This window comes from Ralstonia flaminis (genome assembly GCF_958415495.1).
Lineage (GTDB): Bacteria > Pseudomonadota > Gammaproteobacteria > Burkholderiales > Burkholderiaceae > Ralstonia > Ralstonia flaminis.
The window spans coordinates 81,319-100,848 of sequence record NZ_CATZLL010000017.1; the positions used below are offsets into that span (position 1 = coordinate 81,319).

20 protein-coding genes are annotated in these 19,530 nt (G+C 64.7%); 8 read left to right on the forward strand and 12 right to left on the reverse strand.

Features of this window, described 5'->3' with window-relative positions; all coding sequences use genetic code 11:
- The first annotated feature begins 42 nt into the window (after nt 1-42).
- The 3 genes from R2N11_RS22475 to R2N11_RS22485 are packed head-to-tail and all read left to right on the forward strand — an operon-like array spanning nt 43 to nt 3,044.
- Complete coding sequence (locus R2N11_RS22475; protein ID WP_316682428.1) at nt 43-1,818, forward strand: putative porin; 1,776 nt, start codon at nt 43-45, stop codon at nt 1,816-1,818.
- Nucleotides 1,819-1,827: 9 nt separating this feature from the next.
- Nucleotides 1,828-2,526 (forward strand): hypothetical protein, encoded by a 699-nt coding sequence (locus R2N11_RS22480; protein WP_199030135.1) that lies wholly within the window; start codon nt 1,828-1,830, stop codon nt 2,524-2,526.
- 29 nt (nt 2,527-2,555) lie between these two features.
- The gene (locus R2N11_RS22485; RefSeq protein WP_316682429.1) at nt 2,556-3,044 is read left to right on the forward strand and encodes a YbjN domain-containing protein; all 489 of its coding nucleotides are present in this window, start codon (nt 2,556-2,558) and stop codon (nt 3,042-3,044) included.
- 115 nt (nt 3,045-3,159) lie between these two features.
- On the opposite strand, the gene R2N11_RS22490 is transcribed toward R2N11_RS22485, so the two are convergent.
- A complete protein-coding gene (locus tag R2N11_RS22490) occupies nt 3,160-4,377 on the reverse strand; it encodes a substrate-binding domain-containing protein (protein ID WP_199030137.1) in 1,218 nt (405 codons plus the stop codon).
- Nucleotides 4,378-4,871: 494 nt separating this feature from the next.
- Here R2N11_RS22490 and R2N11_RS22495 point away from each other — a divergent pair, with 494 nt between their 5' ends.
- Together R2N11_RS22495 and gspK are read left to right on the forward strand one after the other, a co-directional pair.
- Nucleotides 4,872-5,615 (forward strand): hypothetical protein, encoded by a 744-nt coding sequence (locus R2N11_RS22495; protein WP_316682430.1) that lies wholly within the window; start codon nt 4,872-4,874, stop codon nt 5,613-5,615.
- An 11-nt stretch (nt 5,616-5,626) separates the two neighbouring features.
- Nucleotides 5,627-6,592, forward strand: coding sequence for a type II secretion system minor pseudopilin GspK (gene gspK / locus R2N11_RS22500; RefSeq protein WP_316682431.1), 966 nt, complete (start codon nt 5,627-5,629; stop codon nt 6,590-6,592).
- Between the two features lie 15 nt (nt 6,593-6,607).
- Here the strand turns inward: gspK and R2N11_RS22505 are convergent, their stop codons facing one another.
- From R2N11_RS22505 to R2N11_RS22525, 5 genes are all read right to left on the reverse strand, one after another.
- Nucleotides 6,608-7,237 (reverse strand): PulJ/GspJ family protein, encoded by a 630-nt coding sequence (locus R2N11_RS22505; RefSeq protein ID WP_199030140.1) that lies wholly within the window; start codon nt 7,235-7,237, stop codon nt 6,608-6,610.
- Nucleotides 7,237-7,647, reverse strand: coding sequence for a type II secretion system minor pseudopilin GspI (gspI, locus tag R2N11_RS22510; RefSeq protein WP_316682432.1), 411 nt, complete (start codon nt 7,645-7,647; stop codon nt 7,237-7,239). Before gspI ends, R2N11_RS22505 begins: the two co-directional genes overlap by 1 nt.
- Nucleotides 7,634-8,104: a type II secretion system minor pseudopilin GspH gene (gspH, locus tag R2N11_RS22515; RefSeq protein WP_316682433.1), complete on the reverse strand. Its 471-nt coding sequence runs from the start codon at nt 8,102-8,104 to the stop codon at nt 7,634-7,636. Before gspH ends, gspI begins: the two co-directional genes overlap by 14 nt.
- Before the next feature lie 2 nt (nt 8,105-8,106).
- Nucleotides 8,107-9,321: a type II secretion system inner membrane protein GspF gene (gene gspF, locus R2N11_RS22520; protein WP_316682434.1), complete on the reverse strand. Its 1,215-nt coding sequence runs from the start codon at nt 9,319-9,321 to the stop codon at nt 8,107-8,109.
- Between the two features lie 122 nt (nt 9,322-9,443).
- Entirely contained in the window at nt 9,444-10,862 is a 1,419-nt protein-coding gene (locus R2N11_RS22525; RefSeq protein WP_199030144.1) for an aminotransferase-like domain-containing protein, read from the reverse strand.
- Between the two features lie 285 nt (nt 10,863-11,147).
- Here R2N11_RS22525 and R2N11_RS22530 point away from each other — a divergent pair, with 285 nt between their 5' ends.
- The gene (locus R2N11_RS22530; protein WP_233176878.1) at nt 11,148-11,288 is read left to right on the forward strand and encodes a hypothetical protein; all 141 of its coding nucleotides are present in this window, start codon (nt 11,148-11,150) and stop codon (nt 11,286-11,288) included.
- Nucleotides 11,289-11,396: 108 nt separating this feature from the next.
- Here R2N11_RS22530 and R2N11_RS22535 read toward each other — a convergent pair whose 3' ends face one another.
- From R2N11_RS22535 to R2N11_RS22545, 3 genes are read right to left on the reverse strand one after another with little or no spacing between them, the layout of a single operon-like run.
- Nucleotides 11,397-12,050 (reverse strand): methionine ABC transporter permease, encoded by a 654-nt coding sequence (locus R2N11_RS22535; RefSeq protein WP_316682435.1) that lies wholly within the window; start codon nt 12,048-12,050, stop codon nt 11,397-11,399.
- Nucleotides 12,031-13,167: a methionine ABC transporter ATP-binding protein gene (locus tag R2N11_RS22540; protein WP_316682436.1), complete on the reverse strand. Its 1,137-nt coding sequence runs from the start codon at nt 13,165-13,167 to the stop codon at nt 12,031-12,033. The genes R2N11_RS22535 and R2N11_RS22540 overlap by 20 nt, the downstream gene beginning before the upstream one ends.
- 20 nt (nt 13,168-13,187) lie before the next feature.
- Nucleotides 13,188-13,997: a MetQ/NlpA family ABC transporter substrate-binding protein gene (locus R2N11_RS22545; RefSeq protein WP_316682437.1), complete on the reverse strand. Its 810-nt coding sequence runs from the start codon at nt 13,995-13,997 to the stop codon at nt 13,188-13,190.
- Between the two features lie 211 nt (nt 13,998-14,208).
- On the opposite strand from R2N11_RS22545, the gene R2N11_RS22550 reads away from it, so the two are divergent.
- Nucleotides 14,209-15,720, forward strand: coding sequence for a M20 family peptidase (locus R2N11_RS22550; protein WP_316682438.1), 1,512 nt, complete (start codon nt 14,209-14,211; stop codon nt 15,718-15,720).
- 22 nt (nt 15,721-15,742) lie between these two features.
- Here R2N11_RS22550 and yddG read toward each other — a convergent pair whose 3' ends face one another.
- A complete protein-coding gene (gene yddG, locus R2N11_RS22555) occupies nt 15,743-16,693 on the reverse strand; it encodes an aromatic amino acid DMT transporter YddG (RefSeq protein WP_316682439.1) in 951 nt (316 codons plus the stop codon).
- 334 nt (nt 16,694-17,027) lie between these two features.
- Between yddG and R2N11_RS22560 the strand changes: the two genes are divergently transcribed.
- Nucleotides 17,028-17,390, forward strand: coding sequence for a DUF2917 domain-containing protein (locus R2N11_RS22560; protein ID WP_199030150.1), 363 nt, complete (start codon nt 17,028-17,030; stop codon nt 17,388-17,390).
- 6 nt (nt 17,391-17,396) lie between these two features.
- Here R2N11_RS22560 and R2N11_RS22565 read toward each other — a convergent pair whose 3' ends face one another.
- The gene (locus R2N11_RS22565) at nt 17,397-18,818 is read right to left on the reverse strand and encodes a heavy metal sensor histidine kinase (RefSeq protein WP_316682469.1); all 1,422 of its coding nucleotides are present in this window, start codon (nt 18,816-18,818) and stop codon (nt 17,397-17,399) included.
- A gap of 8 nt (nt 18,819-18,826) precedes the next feature.
- The gene (locus tag R2N11_RS22570) at nt 18,827-19,501 is read right to left on the reverse strand and encodes a heavy metal response regulator transcription factor (RefSeq protein WP_199030151.1); all 675 of its coding nucleotides are present in this window, start codon (nt 19,499-19,501) and stop codon (nt 18,827-18,829) included.
- Nucleotides 19,502-19,530: the final 29 nt, after the last annotated feature.

Consider the following 19,530-nt stretch of genomic DNA (forward strand, 5'->3'; position numbering starts at 1 on the left):
ACAACGATAGCGCCGGCTCGGCAGTCGAGCCGGTACTCCAGCATGCAACGCACTTCTTCCAACAACATGGCACTCAACCCTGTTACCCACCCATTCCGTGCCGCCGCGCTGGCATCGGCTGTCGGCTTGTTGATCGCGTCGGGCAGCGTCCACGCGCAGGCCGCCGCGGGCGAGACCACGATGGTCAAGCTCATCCGCGGCCTGATCCAGAGCGGCGCGCTCAAGAAAGACGTCGGCGAAGCGCTGCTCGCGCAGGCCAGTGCCGAAGCGCAGGCCACGCAGCAACTGCAGCGCCAGGTGGCCGCGCAGGCTGCTCAACCTACGCAAACGGCAGGCGTGAAAGCCGAGCCCGGCGATGTGCGTGTGCCCTATGTGCCGCAGACCGTGCGCGACCAGATTCGCGACGAGGTCAAGAGCGAGGTGCTGGCCCAGGCCAAGACCGAGCGCTGGGCGGCGCCCGATGCCATCCCCGCCTGGACGCAGGGCATTCGCGTGGAAGGCGACGTGCGCGTGCGCAACGAATCGCGCTTCCTGTCGAACCAGAACAGCAACATCGAAATCGACTGGGCAGCCATCAATGCCGGCACCGGTTTCGACGTCAACACCAACACGAATACCAAGTTGCCGCCGCTGCTCAACACCTCGCAGAACCGCCGCAACCAATGGCGTGTGCGGGCGCGGCTGGGCGTCTTCGCAGATATCTCCGAGAGCACGCAGGCTGGCATCCGCCTGGCCTCGGGCAGCGACAACAACCCCGTGTCGACCACGCAGTTGCTGGGCACCGCGCAGGGCAAGAAGAACGTGTGGCTGGATCAGGCATGGATCTCGCACAAGCCGGCCGACTGGGTGACGATCACGGGCGGCCGCTTTGCCAATCCGTTCTGGTCGACCGACCTGCTGTTCTCGCAAGACCTGAACTTTGACGGCATTGCCGCCAACTTCAGCAAGACACTGCGCGGCGACACCATCACCGTGTTCGGTACCGCCGGCGTGATCCCGCTGGAGTACTCGGCAGATGGCTTCCCCAGCCGCAGCCAGGACAAGAGCTCAAGCCAGAACAAGTGGCTGTTTGCCGCTCAGGTGGGCGCGGAGTGGAAGGTGGATTCACGCAACACGGTGCGCGGCGCGGTGGGCTACTACAACTTCAACAACGTCACGGGGCAGGTGTCGCAACCGTGCGCGTTGTACTCGGGGCTGGACAACTGCAGCACGGACTGGTCGCGTCCGGCCTTCATGCAGAAGGGCAACACGCTGATGCTCCTGCGCAATATCGCGCTCAACCCGCTGGACCCGGCCAACACGCCGCAGCCGCAGTACGTGGGCCTGGCATCCGAGTTCCGCCTGCTGGACCTGAACGCGCGCTGGGACACCAAGGTCATGGGCAACTACGGCCTGCGCTTCGACGCCAACTACATCCGCAACCTGGCGTACGACGCCGACAAGATGTGGCAGCACGCCGGGCCGGGCGGCATCGTCAACAACTTCGGCGGCACCGGCGGAACGAACCGCTCGGACTTCCGCAGCGGCGGCAACGCGTACATGTTCCAGGCCACCTTCGGCAAGCCGGCCCCGAGCGCGCGCGGCGACTGGAATGTCATCGCTGGCTACAAGCGCATCGAGGCGGATTCCATGCCCGACGGCTACAACGACCCGACCTTCCACGGCGGCGGCACCAATGCGCGCGGCTACTACTTCGGCGGCTCGTATGCGGTGGACAAGAACGCGTGGTTCACCGGCCGCTGGATCTCCACGCGTGAAGTGACCGGCCCGCGCCTGTCGATCGACACGCTGCAGCTCGACTTCAACGCCAAGTTCTAAGGGGGCGACGTGGACGAGAACCGAACGGTTTCACGGCTGATGCTGGCGTTGTTGGTGGCGGCATCTCTGGCCCCCTGTGCCGCGTCGGCGCAGCAGCCCAGCATGGAGGAGCGTTTGCGTGCACAGCTGCGCGCGACCACTACGCAGCTTCAACAAGCACAGGCGCAGCTCGCCCAACTGCAGGCGGGCGGTGGTACCAACGCGCCCGCATCGGATGCCTCCAAGAAGGAGCTTGCCGACCTGCGCACCCAGCTTGATGCGGAGCGTGCGCGCACGCGGCAACTGAGCGAGGGTAGCGCCGCCGCCCATCGTGAAGCGCAGACCGTGGCTGACAAGGCCAATACGCAGATCACGCAGCTGCGCGCCGCGTACGATGAGTTGCTGCGCCGCGCCCGCGCCAGTGAAGCGGAGCGCCAGAAGCTGGCCACCGCAACGGCCACGCAGCAGAACGCCCTGCAGCAATGCGAGGCCAAGAACGCCAAGCTCTACGCCGTCGGCCAGGAAGTTCTGAGCGCCTACGAGTCGATGGACGTGACCACCGTCATCGCCGCTCGCCAGCCGTTTGCCACCAAGTCACGCGTCAAGTACGAGCAGATTGCGCAGGAGTACGGCGACAAGCTGTACGAGGGCCGCTTTGATCCGCGCGCTGTTACCGCGCCGACACCGGAAGCCTCCGCACCGCACGCAGAAGCGCCCAAGGCGCCCTGAGTTTTCTCCTCTCCGATTCACCCACGCACATGACCACCATGTCCATGCTGACAACCCTTTCCCCCACCGATGTGGCCGACGCCATCAAGGCAGCGGGCGGTGCTGTGACTGCCATTGAGCAAGGCGGCATCACCTACCTGACCAGCGCCAGCCACGGCATCAGCTTCCAGATCCTGTGGGGCAACGCCATCGAGCCCGGCCGCTATGCAGATCTCACGCTGAGCTGCCCGCTGCGTGTGCAAGGTGGCGCGCTGCCCGACGGTCTCATTGCCGATTGGCACCGCTCACGTCGTTTTGCGCGTTTGGCGCAGCACGGTGATTTTGTTGTGCTGGAGATGGATGTGATTGCTGCCGGAGGCATCTCCGTTGAGCACCTCGTCACGCAGATCCGCCTGTGGATGCAGATGATGGGCGAGTTCTTCGTGTACCTGCGCAACTATCGCAACGAGCCGGATGCCCAGGCTGCAACGGCTTCGGGTGCTGGCGTGGCTCAGCCTGTGGAAGCCGTCACGCAATAACATAATCAATCTTCGCGCTTCCATGCTGCAAGGTTTGCGTTGGCATGAAAAAAGCCCGGCAATGCCGGGCTCAAACCTCGCGACAGCGGTGAACCGCCGTCTGTATCCCTATCGATTAACGACCAGCCTTGCCTGCGCAAGCCGTGGTGTTGCCGATGTTGACGTTCTTGCCGTTGACGTTGTTGAGCAGGTTGTCGCGGATCAGGCTGACCAGCGCGTCCGGCAGCGGGGCGAAGCCGTTGCCGGTGATGCGCGGCAGGTTGCTGTTGATGCCCGAGTACGTCGTGTGGCGGTCCAGGAACGTCTGGATCTTGCTCAGCACCGTGGCGTTGGCGTAGCACTGGACGTGGTCCAGGTAGGTCACGCCTGCGATCGGGTAGCCCGTGGAGGGGTTGGCAACCGTCAGCGCCCAGGTGTTCGGGTCAGCCAGGTTGGACGACAGCGTAGGCAGGGTGAGGTTGCTGAGCGCCGTGGTGGTGTTTGCCGACGTCGGGTCGTAGGTCTGACCATCGTTGCTGTTCGTCAGGCTGGCAGCCGACAGGTTCTTCGTTGCAACGGTCGAGTTCGGGGCAAGCGTGGTGTTGATGTAGTCCGGGCTCAGGTAGCCGATGCCGCTGTTGGCGGCCACAGCGTCACGCACACCGGCGCTCAGGTTGCCACCCACGAAGTTGGACGGAACGCCACCCGGGAAGCTGTCGGTGAACTTCGTGCTCGTCACGAACGTCACGTTGGAGTTGTTGGCGTTGCAGACCGCGGCAAGGTGACGCGTGAAGATCTCCGACGTGCCGCTGCTGTCCGAGCGGTAGACGACCTTGATCGGGCCAGAGGCGCCGCCGAGCGCTGCCCAATCGGTGATTTGACCGGAGAACACACCGCACAGCTGGTCGTCGTTCAACGTCAGGCTGCTCAGGCTGGCGTTCTGGAACGGAATGCCAACAGCGGTACCGACCGACGGGATCTGCACCAGGGCGCCGTCCGTGCCCTTGCGGGGGGCGAAGGCGCTGATATCCGACGAGCTCAGGATCGAGTCGCTGCCGGCGTAGTGCACGGTCGTGTCCGTGCGCGGCGTGACGTAGGCGGCGTTGAAGGCGGCCGGGTTGTTGGTGGTCAGTGCGGTCTTGCCACCGCCGCTACCCGTCACGGCGTAGATGTGGTTCGGGCCAAACACAGCGATTTCCGAGCTGTACAGGAACTCGGGCAGCGAAGCGCCACCGCCTACGACCACCGGCGATGCCGGGCTCGGGTTCGGTTGCGTACCGGCAAAGGCCACCGTGGCGGTGCCCAGGGCCAGCGCGGCGCAGGCGGCTTGAATCATGACTTGCTTCAGCTTCATGGAGTGCTCCAGAGGAATAGGGATCAGCAAATACAAGTTGTGTTGTTTTGCCGATGTGCGCTCATGAATGAATTCACACCGGCATGCAAAGTATTGATACCGGGTGTGAATCAGGTGGGATAAGCAGATGAAAAAGCGATGGCGCTAGCTCATGCGTTCTCGTCATGAGTTTCTGCGGAACGAAAGCCTTGGGATATAAGCGGTGTGCGGTTTTTCAGGGCGCCGTTCGTCAATTAGAAGCGGGCCGTGCGTTGGAGTTCAACGCGTGACAGACGCATGGCATTGCACCATGCATGAATGCGGAATGCAATTCGAACAATTGAATTGTATGGCTGCATTCTGATTGAAATTCAATTGAATACAAGCCATGGCGTATTTGCCAGGGGTGCGTGTTGTCTTTTGATCTTGCTCCAAAGTAGAGCAGGACACAGGGCGCCACGTAATGCATCACAAAGGGGGGGCGCTGCAGAACCACTCAACCATGAGGTCCGTTCATGAACCTGGCTTTGCATCCGACCGAAGAGCGCATGTTGACGGTAGCGATGTATATCGAGGAGTTTGGTCATCTGACCAAGGCGGAACACGTGCCGCGCGCACGGTGTCCGATCTGTCATGGGGCGCTTTATGTGATCGGCTCGAAGAGCGACAAGCTCAAGCCGCGCTTCAGCCATATCAGCGGCGAGCGGTTGTGCTGTCCGCTCGTGCGCAATGGCGAGGCGCCGTCCGACATCACGGTCGAACAGCAGGCCGACGTCGTGCTCGCGCAGCGCAACCGCGAGCGCTTTCTCGCGCAATGGCAGTGGCACTTTGCGTTCATGAAGCGGCCACACCACGCGCCTACGCTATCGATGGCGCGTTTCATTGCCTTGCTCGACTATGCGTCCGCACGCAATCTATGGGCGTACGGAGAACTCAAGCCCGCGAGCGTGCCGTACATCCTGCTGTCGTATGCCGGCTTCATTCTGGCGGGACGGCAGCGCGGCGGGCGATGGCTGCATTTCTGGTTCGACTCGTCTGTGCGTGATGTGCACGACCTGCACATGCCGCGCCGATCGCCACCGCGTTTCTTTCGCGCGCACTACACGCATCCGCGCGCGACGCTGCTGCCTTCGCAACAGCATCTGTTCCACATGGAGGAGGTGAGCTTGTCGCAGACGTATCTGGAAGAAGCACAGCCCGCCGTAAACGCTGAAGATGTGGGTGCGTTCTGGACCTATCTGCGCCGGGCCGAGGCATGACGCGCCGGTGTATGCGCCGTGAGCGCGGCGCGGCCGTCGTCACCGCCTTGCTGGTGGTGGCAATGGCGGTGACGCTGGTGGCGACGATGTTTGCCGGCCAGCGCGCTGCCATTCGGACGGTGGAGGTGCAACGCCTGCGTGCCGACACGGTGTGGATGCAGCGGGCCTCCGTAGAGTGGGCGCGCATGCTGTTACGCGAGAATGCACGTTCCGCGCCCGTCGATCATCTCGGCCAGCGCTGGGCGTCGCCCGTCAACGATCTGCCGGTGGCCAGCGTATTGGGTAAGACGGCTGTGCAGGCGTTCGACGCTGCAGGCGACATGCGCGTCGACGGCTACATCGAAGATGCACAGGCGCGCTTCAACCTCAACACACTGATTACTGCCGCCGAAGGTGGCAAGCCGCCAGGCATTCGACCAGAAGGTGTACGTGTGTATCAGCAGTTGCTGACGAAAGCCGATCTCGATCCGTCGTTGGCGATGCTGACGGCCACCACCATTCTGCGTAGTCTTGATGCAAAGGGCTCGTCCGCATTTGCGCTCGCGCAGCCGGTGGACCTTGTCCGCATTTCCGGCTACACGGCCGACGGTGTGCGCAAGCTCGCGCCGTATGTGGTCGTGCTGCCGGAGCCGACGTCGGTCAACGTCAACACGGCGGGGCCAGAAGTGCTGGCAGCGACGATCCGTGGCCTGTCGCCGGGGCAGGCCGCAGCGCTGGTGTCGAGTCGCGACAGGGCATGGTTTCGCGATATGGGGGATCTCACCAACCGCCTCAAGGCCATCGCACCCGGTCTGGCTGAGCAGGGTGACATCCTGCTGGAAACGCGCAGCCGCTACTTCATCGCGCACAGCCGGTTGCGCAACGGGCGGGCTACACGCGCGCTGGATGCGCTGATCCTGCGCGAGGGTATCGGTGAGCGCTACCGCACCTCCCTGCTGTGGGTGCGTGAACCGGCTATGCCAGGCATCGATGGTTGAAGCGTAAGCAGCGCGCTACAGGTCCGCCAGAACCACCTTGGTATAGGGCGCGTCATTGACCATCACGGTCACTTCCAGGCCCGTCACAGCGTTGGGGGTGATCCGCGGCAGCATGCCGGAGGCCGCCACGGCGGATGCGGGGCGCGATGCATCCGCCGACAACGCCTTCCACCCCTGCGTTGTCCACCCCCGCACTTGCAGTGCTGACGTGTGCTCCACCAGCGTCAGCCGCTCCGGCAATGTGGCATTCAGTGCTTCACGCGCGGGGCCGCGCTCGTTGAGCGGTGCTGAAGCTTCGCGGATGAGCGAGCCGCCGTCCACACGATAGCGCACCACCTGCCAGCGGATCGGCTGACGCGAATCGCGCAGCATGCGCACGATGCGAAGGTCACCATCGCCAAACACAACGGCTGGCTGACCAAGGTCGTCGTCACGCACGGCTTCACCAAAGTCCGTATCGAGCTGCTCGAACAGACGGTCGATGGCGCGCGTCTCCTCCAGGCTGTCCGCCAGCCGATGCTGGCCGCGGATGATGCCGTCCAGCGACCGCCACGAGATCAGCGCAATGATCGCCAGGATCGTGATGGCGATCACCATTTCGATGAGGGTGAAGCCAGTTGACGGGCGGGCGCGCTGCATCAGCATCAGAAGGCCTGATTGGAGGTGTCGGCCAGTACGGTGGCCACTTGCGCCAGGCGCACGCGCGTCTCCAACCCTTCGCCTTCGCGATAGACGGAGACGACGACCAAGTGGAATACGGGGTTCTCCAGCACGACGACGGTGTCCTCGCACGTGAGCGCGATGCGCCCCTGACCACACGGCGTGCGGTGCAGCCCCGGGGGCGGTACCGTATTGGCCAGGCGCATGCGCGCAAGTTGGTTGGTGGCGCTCCATTGCGCCAGCGTGCGCTCGCGCATGCCGGCACTGGAATCGGCCAGCAAGCCGGTCGCACGCAGGCAAGCACCCAGCGCCACGGCCACGATCACCAGTGCCACCAGCACTTCCAGCAGCGTGAAGCCGGCAATGTGCCGCCGCGTGGCTCTATTGCACAACATAGCGGCTCGGGCCCGTGGTGACGATATCGACCTGTGCCGTGTCGGCGGCCATGTGCAGGGTGATGGGCGGTTCGATGGCTTCACGGCCAAACAGCATGCGCACGCTGCCGGATTGCGCAGGGCGGCCCACCTGCATGAGCGACAGTGCAGACAACGGCTGACGCCATTGGCCAGCGCGTAGCACGTCGTCACGCAAGGGTTGCCAGGCATCGTGCTCGCGGATGAGGAAGCGGTAGCCCTCGGGCGTCGCCTCCCACACGATGGGCTGGGAGCGCAGGCGCGCCTCGTCATGCGCCGCCTGCAGCAGAAAAATCAGGCGCTGCGCCTGGTGTTCAAGCACCGTGCGCTGGCTTGGTTGCGCATTGACGACCACCGCCCCCATCACGATGCCGATGATGACCACCACCACCAGCATCTCCAGCAGCGTGAAGCCACTTGCGCGCATGCCGGTGCGCATGCTCAGTGCACCATCTGGTTGATGTCGAGAATCGGCATCAGCACGGCCAGCACGATCAGCAGCACCATCACGCCCATGCTCAGGATGAGCACCGGCTCCAGCAGGCTGGTGATGAACAGCGTGCGGCGCTCCAGTTCGCGTGTCTCGCCCTCGGCTGCACGGTCCAGCATGGGAGCGAGGTTGCCGGTGGATTCTCCAGAGCGGATCAGGTGGACCAGCACAGGTGGAAACCGGTTGGCATGCGCCAGCGCCCGCGAGAGGGATGTGCCCTCGCGCACGCGGCCGATGGCGTCTTCCACGTTCTGGCGCAGCACCACGTTGTTGAGCGTTTCCCCAGCCGCTTGCAGCGCCCGCAAGATCGGCACGCCCGCGCTGATGAGAATCGCCAACGTGCTGGCAAAGCGTGCCGTGTTGTAGCCGCGTACGAGCCGGCCGATAAGCGGCGCGCCCAGTAACCAGCCGTGCCACGCTTGACGCGGGCCGGGTCGTCGCAACAGGCGTTTGACGCCCATACCGATTGCCGCCGCTACCAGTGCAGCTAGCCAGCCCCAGTCGCGCGCGAAATCGCTGCAGGCCAACATGATGATGGTCAGCGTCGGCAGCTTTTGCTTGGTCGTCGTGAAGACACCCACTACCTGCGGCACCACGTAGGTCAGCAGGAAGACCACGATGCCAAACGCCACCACGGTGACGACGGCAGGGTAAGTAAAGGCCAGCTTGATCTTTTGCGTGAGGGCGTTGCGGCCTTCAATGTAGTCGGCCAGGCGTGAGAGCACCACGTGCAGCTTGCCGGTGTGCTCGCCGGCGGAGACCAGCGCGCGGTAGATGTCAGGAAAGTCGCGCGGGTGGCGGGCCAGCGCACCAGACAGCGATTGCCCGCCCATCACCTCCGAGCGCAGCGTGCCGATGAGATCTCGCACGTAGTCGCGCTCGGCTTCAGCCGCCAGGGCAGAGAGCGCTTCGTCCAGCGGCAGGCCAGCGGTCAGCAGGCTGGCCAGTTGGCGCGTGAACAGCGCTTGCTCCGTGGTGCCGAGGCGATGGCCGAACAACCCGTTGAGGCTCGTGCTGGCCGTGCGTTCGGTCACGGCGGATACGTCGATCGGCGTCATGCCGCGCGAGCGCAGCAGCGTGCGCGCACCTCGGCTGCCATCGGCATCGATGACGCCACGGCGCAGTTGTCCGGCCGGCGTGACGGCCTCGTAGCGAAAGGTCGGCATGAGCGAGAACGGGCGAAGACTGCGGGTTCATCAGCAAAGCCGGACCGACTCTATGCAACAAAGATGGCGATGTGGTGTGCGAAAGTTTGCACAAGCGTGTCAATGCGCCATGCGCGGCGGGTTTAGGCCCGCTTGCGTACCGGGCGCCGGCCCATCTCCTGCAGGAAGGCCCGTGCACGTGCCTCGCCGGTGTAGGCCGTGTTGATCCGCACCCAAGGCGAGACCTCCAGATTGGGCCGGAAGTAACTGCCGGGCGCCAGCGTCACACCATGCCGCTCAGCCGCGGTAACGAGTTCGCGCGAATCCTCCACGTGCGGCACGCGCGCCCACAGGAAGTTGCCGCCGGTTGGGTGATGAAACACTTCCCAGCCCGCGTCCGTCAGCACGTCGAGCGAGGCGATGAGCGAATCGCCGATGCGTTGCCGCAGCCGCTCGGTGTATTTGCGGTACGCACCGCGCTCCAGCAGTGTTGCCACGACCGCCTCTGAAAAGCGCGAGCCGCCCACGCTGGTGAGCATCTTTACGTCGGTCAGGTCCTGCACGAGATCGCGCCGCGCAATCAGGTAGCCCACGCGCAGCGATGCCGATACCGTTTTGGAGAACCCGCCCACGTAGATCACGTGTTCAAGCTGGTCCAGCGTGGCCAGCCGTGCGGTCGGGTCGGCTTGGATGTCGGCAAAGATGTCGTCTTCCACAAAGACAAAGCCGTGGCGACGCGCCAGCTCCAGCAGGCGGAACGCAACCGGCGGAGACAGCACCGAGCCTGTCGGGTTGTGCAGCACGCTGTTGATGAAGAACAGCTTGGGCCGGTGCTCACGCAGCATCGCCTCGGTCACCTCCACGTCGGGGCCATCGGCGGTGCGTGGAATGCCGACCAGCTTGACGCCATGCAGCCGCAGTAGGCCGAACACGTTGTAGTAGCCCGGGTCTTCCACGAACACGGTATCGCCGGGCTTGAGCAGATGGCGGATGACGAGATCGATGGCCTGGCTGGCGCCCACCGTCATCATCACGTTGGGCAGCTCGGCCTGGATGCCCAGTTGGCGTGCGCGCGTCATGATCTGGTGCCGTAGCGCGGTGTTGCCCAGCGGTGTGGCGTAGTCGATCACCGCTTCCACGTCGGTGCGCGAGACCTGGCGGATGGCCTGCGTAAGGCCGCCCATGTCGCGCCAGTCTGCCGGCACAAAACCGCCGCCCAGCTTGAGCGACGCGTCAGGGTAGTTGAACTGCTCAAGGATGTGATCGGATTCGACCTCTGCGCGGCGCGGGTCAGACCAGCCGCGTCCTGCGCGCCCGGTCAGGCCGCTCTCGGCCACGTAGAAGCCCGAGCCGTGGCGCGAGTCCAGCAGCCCCAGCGACACCAGTCGGTCATACGCCTCGATCACCGGAAATCGGCTGATGCTGTACTCGGCCGCCAACTGGCGGATCGACGGCAGCTTGGCGCCGGGCCTCACATCGTTGTCGCGAATCCAGGTCTGCACGCCGGCCACGATCTGGTCGGCAATCGGCACGCGGGTGGTGGCGTCGATCAGGAGCTTCATGGGCGATAGCCCTCCGTAGCGGATGATGCGGAACAGTCATGTGCAACTGTTCGTGACTGTTCGCATTGTAACGATCCGCTGTCCAACTGAAAGAAGCGCCGATGCCCGGCTGGCGTATTTCAACGCACATGAACTCCAACATCGACTGCGCGGCCCATGAACTGGCTGCACGAGCGAACGATGCCTGGGAGGAGGGTGCACGCGACAAGGTGGCCGCCTCTTTGAGGGAGGCGTTCGTCCCGCGAGATCATCTTCTTGTGCAGCGCCACGGAGGCGAGCAACCTCGTGGCACAGACGCTTGGTCGCCAGCAGCACGCCGGTCTGAAGAAGGCCGGCAGGGCCGGGCATTCGCTGAAAGAGCAAAGCCAGCAGCTTAAGCAGGTGGTGTCGGTGTTCCGGATTGATCGGGAAGCGGCACTCGGGTGATCGCGCTGGTGGTAAGGCAAGACCGGCGCCCTGGGCAAGGAGCCGGTTTTTCTTTGGTCAGATGCCGAGGTCTAGCAAAAACGGATGGAGCGCGCCGTCAACGCGCCGTCAACGCCCCTTCATCCGCTGCACGGATCGATCCCCCACCCACTGCACTACGCTTACCAGGGCAATCAGCAGCACGATCACGACCGCCATGACCGTGGTGTCGAAGCGCTGATAGCCGTAGCGGATGGCGATGTCACCCAGGCCGCCTGCGCCCACCGCGCCCGCCATGGCCGATGCGCCAATCAGCGAGACGATGGTGAGCGTGAAGCCGCCGATGATGCCGGGCAGTGCCTCGGGCAGCAGCACGTGCCAGACGATGTGTCGGCGCTTGCAGCCCATCGCCTGCGCGGCTTCCACCAGGCCGCGGTCGACTTCGCGCAGGCTGATCTCGGCAATGCGCGCAAAGAACGGCGTGGCGCTGATCGACAGCGGCACGACCGCCGCCCATACGCCAATGGTGGCCCCCACCACCAGCCCTGTGAACGGCAGCAGTGCCACCAGCAGGATGATGAAGGGCGTGGCACGAAAGCCGTTGATGAGCGCACCCAGCGCGCGGTGCACGCGGGGCGATTCCAGCGTGTTGCCTGGCGCCGTCAGCACCAGGATCAGCGCCAGGGGGATACCGGCCAGCGCGGCGATCAGCGCAGATGCGGACACCATCGTCAGCGTGTCGAGCAGGCCCTGCCAGATGCGGTCAATCGTGAGCGGGGACATAGCCGAGGCTCCGGGTGGACTGGGACAGTTGCAAGGCCGCTAGCGCATCTTGCGAGAGGGTGCCGCCCGCTGCCGCAACCAGCAGGTGCCCTTGCGTGCGGCCCTGGATGCGATCGAGATCGGCGCGCAGCAGACGTGTCGGGTGGCGCAGCGCCTGAGCGATCTGCGCCAGCTCGGGCACGGCGACCGTACCGGTGTAGCCCAGTTCAATCAATTGTTCAAAGGTGCCGCGCGTGGGCGGGGTGGGCTGCAGGCGTGCCGCCACGTCGTCGGGCAAGCCGCCGCGCAGCGGTTGCAGCAGGGCGCGCGTGGCGTCGTGCTGCGGGTCACCAAAGACGCGCCACACGGGGCCCTGCTCTGCGACGCGGCCGGCTTCGAGCACCAGCACGTTGTCGCAGATGTCGCGGATCACCCCCATCTCGTGCGTGATGAGCACGATGGTCAGGCCTAGGCGGCGGTTGATGTCGCGCAGCAGAGCGAGGATGGCGTCGGTCGTTTCCGGGTCAAGCGCGGAGGTGGCTTCGTCGCACAGCAGGATCTCAGGCCGGTGCACCAGTGCACGGGCAATGCCCACACGCTGCTTCTGCCCGCCGGACAGGCGCCCTGGATACACGTGCTGCTTGCCCTCCAGCCCGACCAGCGCCAGTAGCGCATCCACGCGTTGCGCAATCTCCGCCGCCGGCACACCGGCCACCCTCAACGGCAGCGCGACGTTCTCCCACACCGTCTTGGCAGAGAGCAGATTGAAGTGCTGGAAGATCATGCCGATGCGCCGGCGCAGCCCGACCAGCGCATGTGTGCCGAGCGTGCCGACATCGACACCATCCACCAGCACCTGCCCGCTGGTCGGCTTCTCCAACCCGTTGATGGTGCGCAGCAGGCTGGACTTGCCCGCGCCGCTGCGCCCGATGATGCCGAAGATGCCACCGGCCGGAATGTCGAGATCGATGCCTTGCAGCGCATGCACATCGCCCGCCGCCGCGCGGTACGTCTTGCCGACGTTGCGGAAGGTGATGGTGCCGGCAATCGGCGTAGCAATAACGGCATCGGCTGGCCTGGTGTACGGAGCCGTGGTGTCCGGCCAGGCGTGGACGGGGTTCGATACAAGTGTGGTCATGGCGTCACCAAGTCATCGTTTCATCGCTTGAGCCAGGGCAGGGTGTAGAGCTTGTCGTCGTTGGCATACGACGTGTGTATCTGCTGCTGTACGGCTGGTGACTCCTGATACAGCTTGATGAAGCGTGCGATGCGCGGGTCGCCTGCGTTGTCGCGCCGCGCCACGAAGCGGATGGCGAAGTACTCGTCGTCGATGCCCGAGTACAGCAGGCCTGCGCCGGCAATGTCGGCCTTGCCCGCATTGACGAAGTGCGCCGGATAGCCCTGAGCGAGGTCCACGTCGTCCAGTGCGCGCACGAGCTGCGGGCCCTCGATCTCGACAAACTTGAGCTTCTTCGGGTTGGCCACCACGTCATTGAGCGTGCCGCGCGCGCCTACGCCGTCACGCAGCTTGATCAGCCCAGCCTTCTGCAGCAGCAACAGGCCGCGGCCCTGGTTGACGGGGTCGTTGGCTACCGCCACGCGCGCGCCGTCCTTCAGATCAGCCAGGCGCTTGATCTTGCTGGAATACAGGCCGATGTTGCCCAGCACGCCGATGCCGACGCTCTTGAACGCATAGCCGCGCTCCTTGACGGCGTTGTCCAGAAAGGCCTGGTGCTGGAAATAGTTGAGGTCCAGGTCGCCCGAGGCGAGCGCGACATTGGGGGTGGTCCAGTCGGTCAACTCGACCACCTTGACATCCAGCCCCTGCTTGCGGGCTTCAGCGGCGGCTACCTCCACGGAATCGGCCAGCGCGCCGGGTGTGACGCCAATGCGCAACGGTGCCGCATATGCGGCGGCGGTCAAGGTGAGTGTGGCGAAGGCGAGGAAGAGTCGATGTGTGAGCTTCATGGGTGTGCATGCTGCAAAGGGAACATGGGGTGATTCCAGCATGGCGGGTGGCCCTATTCCCACGAATATTTGCGTAGATGGTTACTCGGTCCGGACATGGCCCTGTAGCGGGGTGTGCTGGCGGCGGCACGCGAGTACGGCGATACTGGTGCCTTACGCCCGGTGCACGCATGCTGGGCGAAGGCAGTTCACCCTCAAGGAGCGGAGACCAATGAGAGCGTCGTACAAGCGTCGTGGTGCAGTGATCGGGCGGCTGTTGCGGCTCGTGATCGCAGTGGTGGTTGTGGTGGCGGCCTATGTGGCCTTCAACACCTGGCGGCATGGCTCGCGCCAGCTCGATGTGCCGGCCGTCACGCCGGTGGCCGTGGATGGCCCGGCGGCTGCCGCACACTTGGCGGAAGCCGTGCGTGCACGTACCGTGTCCAGCGCCACCGACGCACAGTTGAACGCCGACCAGTTCCGCCAGCTGCACGCCATGCTGGAGGCGCGTTACCCCAAGGCGCACGCCGTGCTTCAGCGCGAGCAGGTGGGTGACTTTGCGCTGCTCTACACCTGGAAGGGTTCCGACCCGTCACTCCAGCCCATCATGCTGATGGCGCACCAAGACGTCGTGCCCATCGCCTCCGGCACCGAAGGCGACTGGACCGAGCCGCCGTTCGACGGCGTGATCAAAGACGGCATGGTCTGGGGCCGGGGCGCATGGGACGACAAGGGCAACCTGATCTCGCAGATGGAAGCCATCGAGCTGCTGGCCGCCAGCGGCTTCAAACCGCGCCGTACCATCCATCTGGCCTTTGGTGCCGACGAGGAAGTGGGCGGCGACCGTGGTGCCAAGCAGATCGCCGCGCTGCTCAAGTCGCGCGGCGAGCGCCTCGATTTCGTGATCGATGAAGGGCTGCTGATTACCGAAGGTGTGCTGCCGGGCCTGACCAAGCCGGCAGCGCTGATCGGCGTGGCTGAGAAGGGCTTCCTGTCAATGCAGCTCAAGGTGTCGGCCACGCCGGGGCATTCGTCGATGCCGCCGCCGCACGGCCAGAGCGCCATCGCCATGATGAGTGCCGCGCTCAAGCGCTTGGACGACGATCAACTGCCCGCCGGCATCCGTGGTGTGGCGCAGGAGATGTTCCAGACGCTGGCGCCCGAAATGCAGGGCTTCAGCCGTGTCGCACTGTCTAACCTGTGGCTGTTCGGCCCGCTGGTGCAGAAGCAGCTGGAGGCGTCTGCCAGCTCCAATGCCATGCTGCGCACCACCACGGCGCTGACCGTCATCCAGGCCGGCAACAAGGACAACGTGCTCCCGGGCCGTGCCGAGGCCATCGTCAACTTTCGCCTACTGCCTGGCGATACCGTGGCGTCAGTGACGGAGCACGTGGAGAACGCCGCCAAGGCCGCGGCACCCAACGGCAAGTTCGAGCTGAGCAACTTGCCGGGCGTGAGTGAGGCCTCGCCGGTGTCGCCCACGCAATCGGCGTCGTATCAGTTGATCAATAAGACGGTGCGTGAGCTGTTTCCGGGCACGGTGGTGGCGCCGGGGCTGATGATCGGCGCGACGGACTCACGACACATGATCGGGATTGCGGACCACGTTTACCGCTTCTCGCCGGTGCGCGCTAAGCCGGAGGATCTGCCGCGCTTTCACGGCACGAACGAACGGATTACCGAGGCCAACCTGGTCGAGTTGATCCGCTTTTACCACCGGCTGGTGCAGCAGGCGGCGGGCTGAGGCGCGGGCACCGGCCCGGCGCTCACTGTCCGTGGGTGCTGGGCAGCTCGTGCGAAGGCGTTGGTGTTGGCGCGGACGATGCCCTTGCGCGTTGTCCGCGCGTCGCGAGCCAGCACAGGATCGACCCAGCAACCACCATCGACGCGCCTTTCCAGAACGCGAACGACAGCGGGGCATGCAGCAGCGCAGCCGCCAGCGCGGCGGAAAACACGGGAATGAAGTACGACGCGCCTGCCAGCACCGTCACGTTGCCGTGCAGGATGCCGACGTTCCAGGCCGCATAGCCGAACCCCATCGCGCAAGCGGCCAACGCCAGATAGATGGCAGCCGGGATGCTGAAGTGCAAGGCGCTGCCGCCCGTTGTGAAGAATTTGATCCATAGGGCGAGCGCCGTCAGCATGAAGAACAGCGTGACGCCATTCTTACCCCCGGCAATGCGGCTGGTGACCGTACAGTACGCCGCCCAGATCATCGCCCCGGCGAAGGCCAGTCCGTAGCTGAGCGGGTTGTCCTTCACGTTTGCGGCCATGCCGGCCAGATCCAGCCCCTGGTCACCGCCAAGCACCAGGCAGATCCCCAGGATGGAGATCAGCGCACCCGGAACGATCAGAGCATTCGCGCGCTGCTTGTTGAACGCAATGGCCGACAGCATCGTGAAGGTCGGCCACAGGTAGTTGACCATCCCGACCTCGATGGCCTGCCGGCCGCTGTTGGCATAGCCGATCGACAAAGACAGGCACAGCTCGTAGGAAACGAACAGCAGGCTGCCCCACACCAGATAGCGCCGGGGAAACGTCTTCAGGTTGCCGAGGCCAACCGTGAACAACAGCAGCACCGATGCCACCGAATAGATCATGGCGGCGCCGCCCACCGCCCCCAGGCTTTGGCTGACGCCCCGGATCAAGCCGACGATTGAGCTCCACAGCAGCACCGCGATGAGTCCGATCAGTGTTGCCCTACTTTTGCTTTGCATAACGCTTGCCTGCACGGATTCGTCGATCTGAAGTCAATACTGTCCATACCTACCACACCCGGTTCCATCCTGACCAGCAGGACGCGATTCTGGCCGGGCGGCGGAGCATCCATAGGGATGCCTGATGGGCAAAGGAGCGGAGGGCGGCCAGTTTAGCAATCGAATGTTCCGGGCCGGATTGGGGCGGCAAACTGTTCGCGAAAGATGCTGAACAGTTCAGCCAAACTGTTCGCAACTGTTCATGTCAATGCCTTGACGCGCCGCGCAAGATGGAATCGTGCCGACCAGCAATGCCAAAAATCCATCACGAACCCCGGCACAAGGAGTCTCCATCATGCGCGAAATCAGGATCTTCGAACTGGACCGGCCGGGCGTGCCGGTGAGCTGGCGGTCGGCACGGACCCAAACCATCGCCGCACAAGCCGGGCTGTTGTGGGTGACGCAAGAACACCAGTTGCAGGACATCTGGCTCAGGCCTGGTCAATCGATCGACGTGCCGGCAGGTGTGCGCTTCTGGCTCTCGGGCGATCCGGCAGACGGCATGGCAGCGCGCTTTGCCGTCACGGAAGACATCAATGCACCGCGCCGTCTGCTGCGCTTCATTGGCCAACGGGTGGCCGCAGCGTATCGGCAGGTCCTGCGCGATGACGGGCGTGATGCAACACGCACGCCGTCGGCATTGCGGATCGGCACCTGAGCGTACCTAAGCCGGAAACACCAGCCGGAACTCGGTCCGCCCACCCGGCGGGCTGCTGGCCTGCACCGTACCCCCGTGCAGGTCCATGATGGTCTTCACGATGGCCAGTCCCAACCCCGTGGACTGGCTGGATGGTTCACCGGACTGCGCACCGGATTGCGCCCGTGAGGGGTCGCCCCGGTAGAACCGCTCGAACAGCAGCGGCAGACTCTCGGCCGGAATGGTCGCCCCCGGGTTGCGCACAACAATGCCGATCTCGTGCTGCAGGTATTCGACCACCACGTCGATGCGTTCACCCGTCGGCGTATAGCGCAGTGCGTTGTCCAGCAGGTTGTTGATCGCCCGGCGCAGCAGCGTCGCATCTGCGTGCACCTGCGCATCGCCCGTGACGTGGATGGCGATCTCGCGATCGGCGGCCACGGCCTCGAAGTAGTCCACCAGCACCTGAATTTCGTGTCGCGCATCCAACGGCGCCACGGACAACGCCACGCGCGCATGATCGGCACGCGCCAGGAACAGCATGTCTTCAATCATGTGCGACAGGCGTGCGTATTCCTCCAGATTGGATTCGAGCACGCTGCGGTATTCGTCCACCGTGCGCGGGTGGGCGAGCGTGACTTCAGTCTGGCCGACGAGGTTGGCCAGCGGCGTGCGGAAGTCGTGTGCCAGATCTGCCGAGAATTGCGAGAGCCGTGCAAAGCCATCCTGCAGCCGCGTGAGCATGGCGTTGAGTGAGGTCAGCAGGTCAGCCAGTTCGCGCGGCGCACCCTCCAGCGCGAGGCGTGTGTCGAGCTGGCTGGGGACCACCGCCGCCGCTTGCCGGCCGATGCGCTCCAGTCCCCGCAACGTGCTGCGCACCAGCAGCAGGCTTAGCAGCGCCACGGCAGCCACGCCGCCAACTACCGCAAAGACAATGTGCCGCTGGTAGCTGGCCAGCAGCGCGGCGCGGCTGTCGCCGTCCTGGGCGACCAGCACGATCACCTTGGTGCCGGTCTGCCCAAGCCACGCCTCGGCCGCCACGGCTCGCGACGCAATGCCAGACATGGACGTCCAGGTGCGCACGGCCGATTCAGCGGGTGACGTTTCGGCCAGAACAGCAGGTGGCGTCGTCACCGATTCGCCTTCCGGATTGACTTCGATCAGCGTGCGCCCCTCTGGCGTGGCCATGCGCAGGATCAGCCCGTCATGGCCGGAGACCACGTCGGTATAACGGTGAGCACTGCGCGTCAGATCGTCTGCGCTGGTCGCCTCGCTGGCCAGGTGGCGCAGCTGCGTGATCTTGCCGAGCAGCATGGCGTCGTCGGTGGCGCGCAACTGGGCGTTTAGCGCGTAGTACAGATACGCGCCGGCCGCGGTGAGCGTGACGGCCGCCACCACAACAAAGGCCAGCACCAGCCGGCCGGCGAGCGATGCAGGCCAGCGCATCAGCGGGCCCATCAGCGGCCCACCGCGTCCAGCACGTAGCCCATGCCGCGCAGCGTGTGGATCAGCTTGTGCTCGAAGGGGTCATCCACCTTGGCGCGCAGGCGGCGGATCGACACATCGACCACGTTGGTGTTGCTGTCGAAGTTCACGTCCCACACCTGCGAAGCGATCAGCGAGCGCGACAGCACCTCGCCCGCGCGGCGTGCCAGCAGATGCAGCAGTGCGTATTCCTTGGCGGTCAGGTCAATGCGTTGTCCAGCACGTGTGACGCGGCGCTTGATGGTGTCGATGGTCAGGTCGGCGATTTCCAGGACTTCGTTCTCGCGCAGCGGGCCGCGCCGCAGGATGGTGCGCACGCGCGCCACCAGTTCGGCAAAGGCGAAGGGTTTGACAAGGTAATCGTCGGCGCCCAGTTCCAGGCCCTTGAGGCGATCGTTCAGATCATCACGCGCGGTCAGGAACAGCACCGGCGTGTTTTTTTGGCGGCGCAGCTGTTGGATGACTTGCCAGCCGTCCATGCCGGGCAGCATGACGTCGAGCACGATCAGATCGTAGTCGTGTTCCATGGCCTGGAAGAGTCCATCCGGGCCGGTGCGGGCGAGGTCGGCCACGAAGCCGGATTCCGTCAGGCCCTTCAGGAGGTAGTCGCCCGCTTTGGGCTCGTCTTCAACGATGAGCAGTCGCATGATGAAAGTTGCGGGCGCCCGTGGTGCGG

Coding starts and splice junctions, on each gene's coding strand:
- R2N11_RS22475 (WP_316682428.1), top strand. CDS start 43: ATGCAACGCACTTCTTCCAACAACATGGCACTCAACCCTGTTACCCAC.
- R2N11_RS22485 (WP_316682429.1), top strand. CDS start 2,556: ATGACCACCATGTCCATGCTGACAACCCTTTCCCCCACCGATGTGGCC.
- R2N11_RS22490 (WP_199030137.1), bottom strand. CDS start 4,377: ATGAAGCTGAAGCAAGTCATGATTCAAGCCGCCTGCGCCGCGCTGGCC.
- R2N11_RS22495 (WP_316682430.1), top strand. CDS start 4,872: ATGAACCTGGCTTTGCATCCGACCGAAGAGCGCATGTTGACGGTAGCG.
- gspK (WP_316682431.1), top strand. CDS start 5,627: ATGCGCCGTGAGCGCGGCGCGGCCGTCGTCACCGCCTTGCTGGTGGTG.
- R2N11_RS22505 (WP_199030140.1), bottom strand. CDS start 7,237: ATGCTGATGCAGCGCGCCCGCCCGTCAACTGGCTTCACCCTCATCGAA.
- gspI (WP_316682432.1), bottom strand. CDS start 7,647: ATGTTGTGCAATAGAGCCACGCGGCGGCACATTGCCGGCTTCACGCTG.
- gspH (WP_316682433.1), bottom strand. CDS start 8,104: ATGCGCACCGGCATGCGCGCAAGTGGCTTCACGCTGCTGGAGATGCTG.
- gspF (WP_316682434.1), bottom strand. CDS start 9,321: ATGCCGACCTTTCGCTACGAGGCCGTCACGCCGGCCGGACAACTGCGC.
- R2N11_RS22525 (WP_199030144.1), bottom strand. CDS start 10,862: ATGAAGCTCCTGATCGACGCCACCACCCGCGTGCCGATTGCCGACCAG.
- R2N11_RS22535 (WP_316682435.1), bottom strand. CDS start 12,050: ATGTCCCCGCTCACGATTGACCGCATCTGGCAGGGCCTGCTCGACACG.
- R2N11_RS22540 (WP_316682436.1), bottom strand. CDS start 13,167: ATGACCACACTTGTATCGAACCCCGTCCACGCCTGGCCGGACACCACG.
- R2N11_RS22545 (WP_316682437.1), bottom strand. CDS start 13,997: ATGAAGCTCACACATCGACTCTTCCTCGCCTTCGCCACACTCACCTTG.
- R2N11_RS22550 (WP_316682438.1), top strand. CDS start 14,209: ATGAGAGCGTCGTACAAGCGTCGTGGTGCAGTGATCGGGCGGCTGTTG.
- yddG (WP_316682439.1), bottom strand. CDS start 16,693: ATGCAAAGCAAAAGTAGGGCAACACTGATCGGACTCATCGCGGTGCTG.
- R2N11_RS22560 (WP_199030150.1), top strand. CDS start 17,028: ATGCGCGAAATCAGGATCTTCGAACTGGACCGGCCGGGCGTGCCGGTG.
- R2N11_RS22570 (WP_199030151.1), bottom strand. CDS start 19,501: ATGCGACTGCTCATCGTTGAAGACGAGCCCAAAGCGGGCGACTACCTC.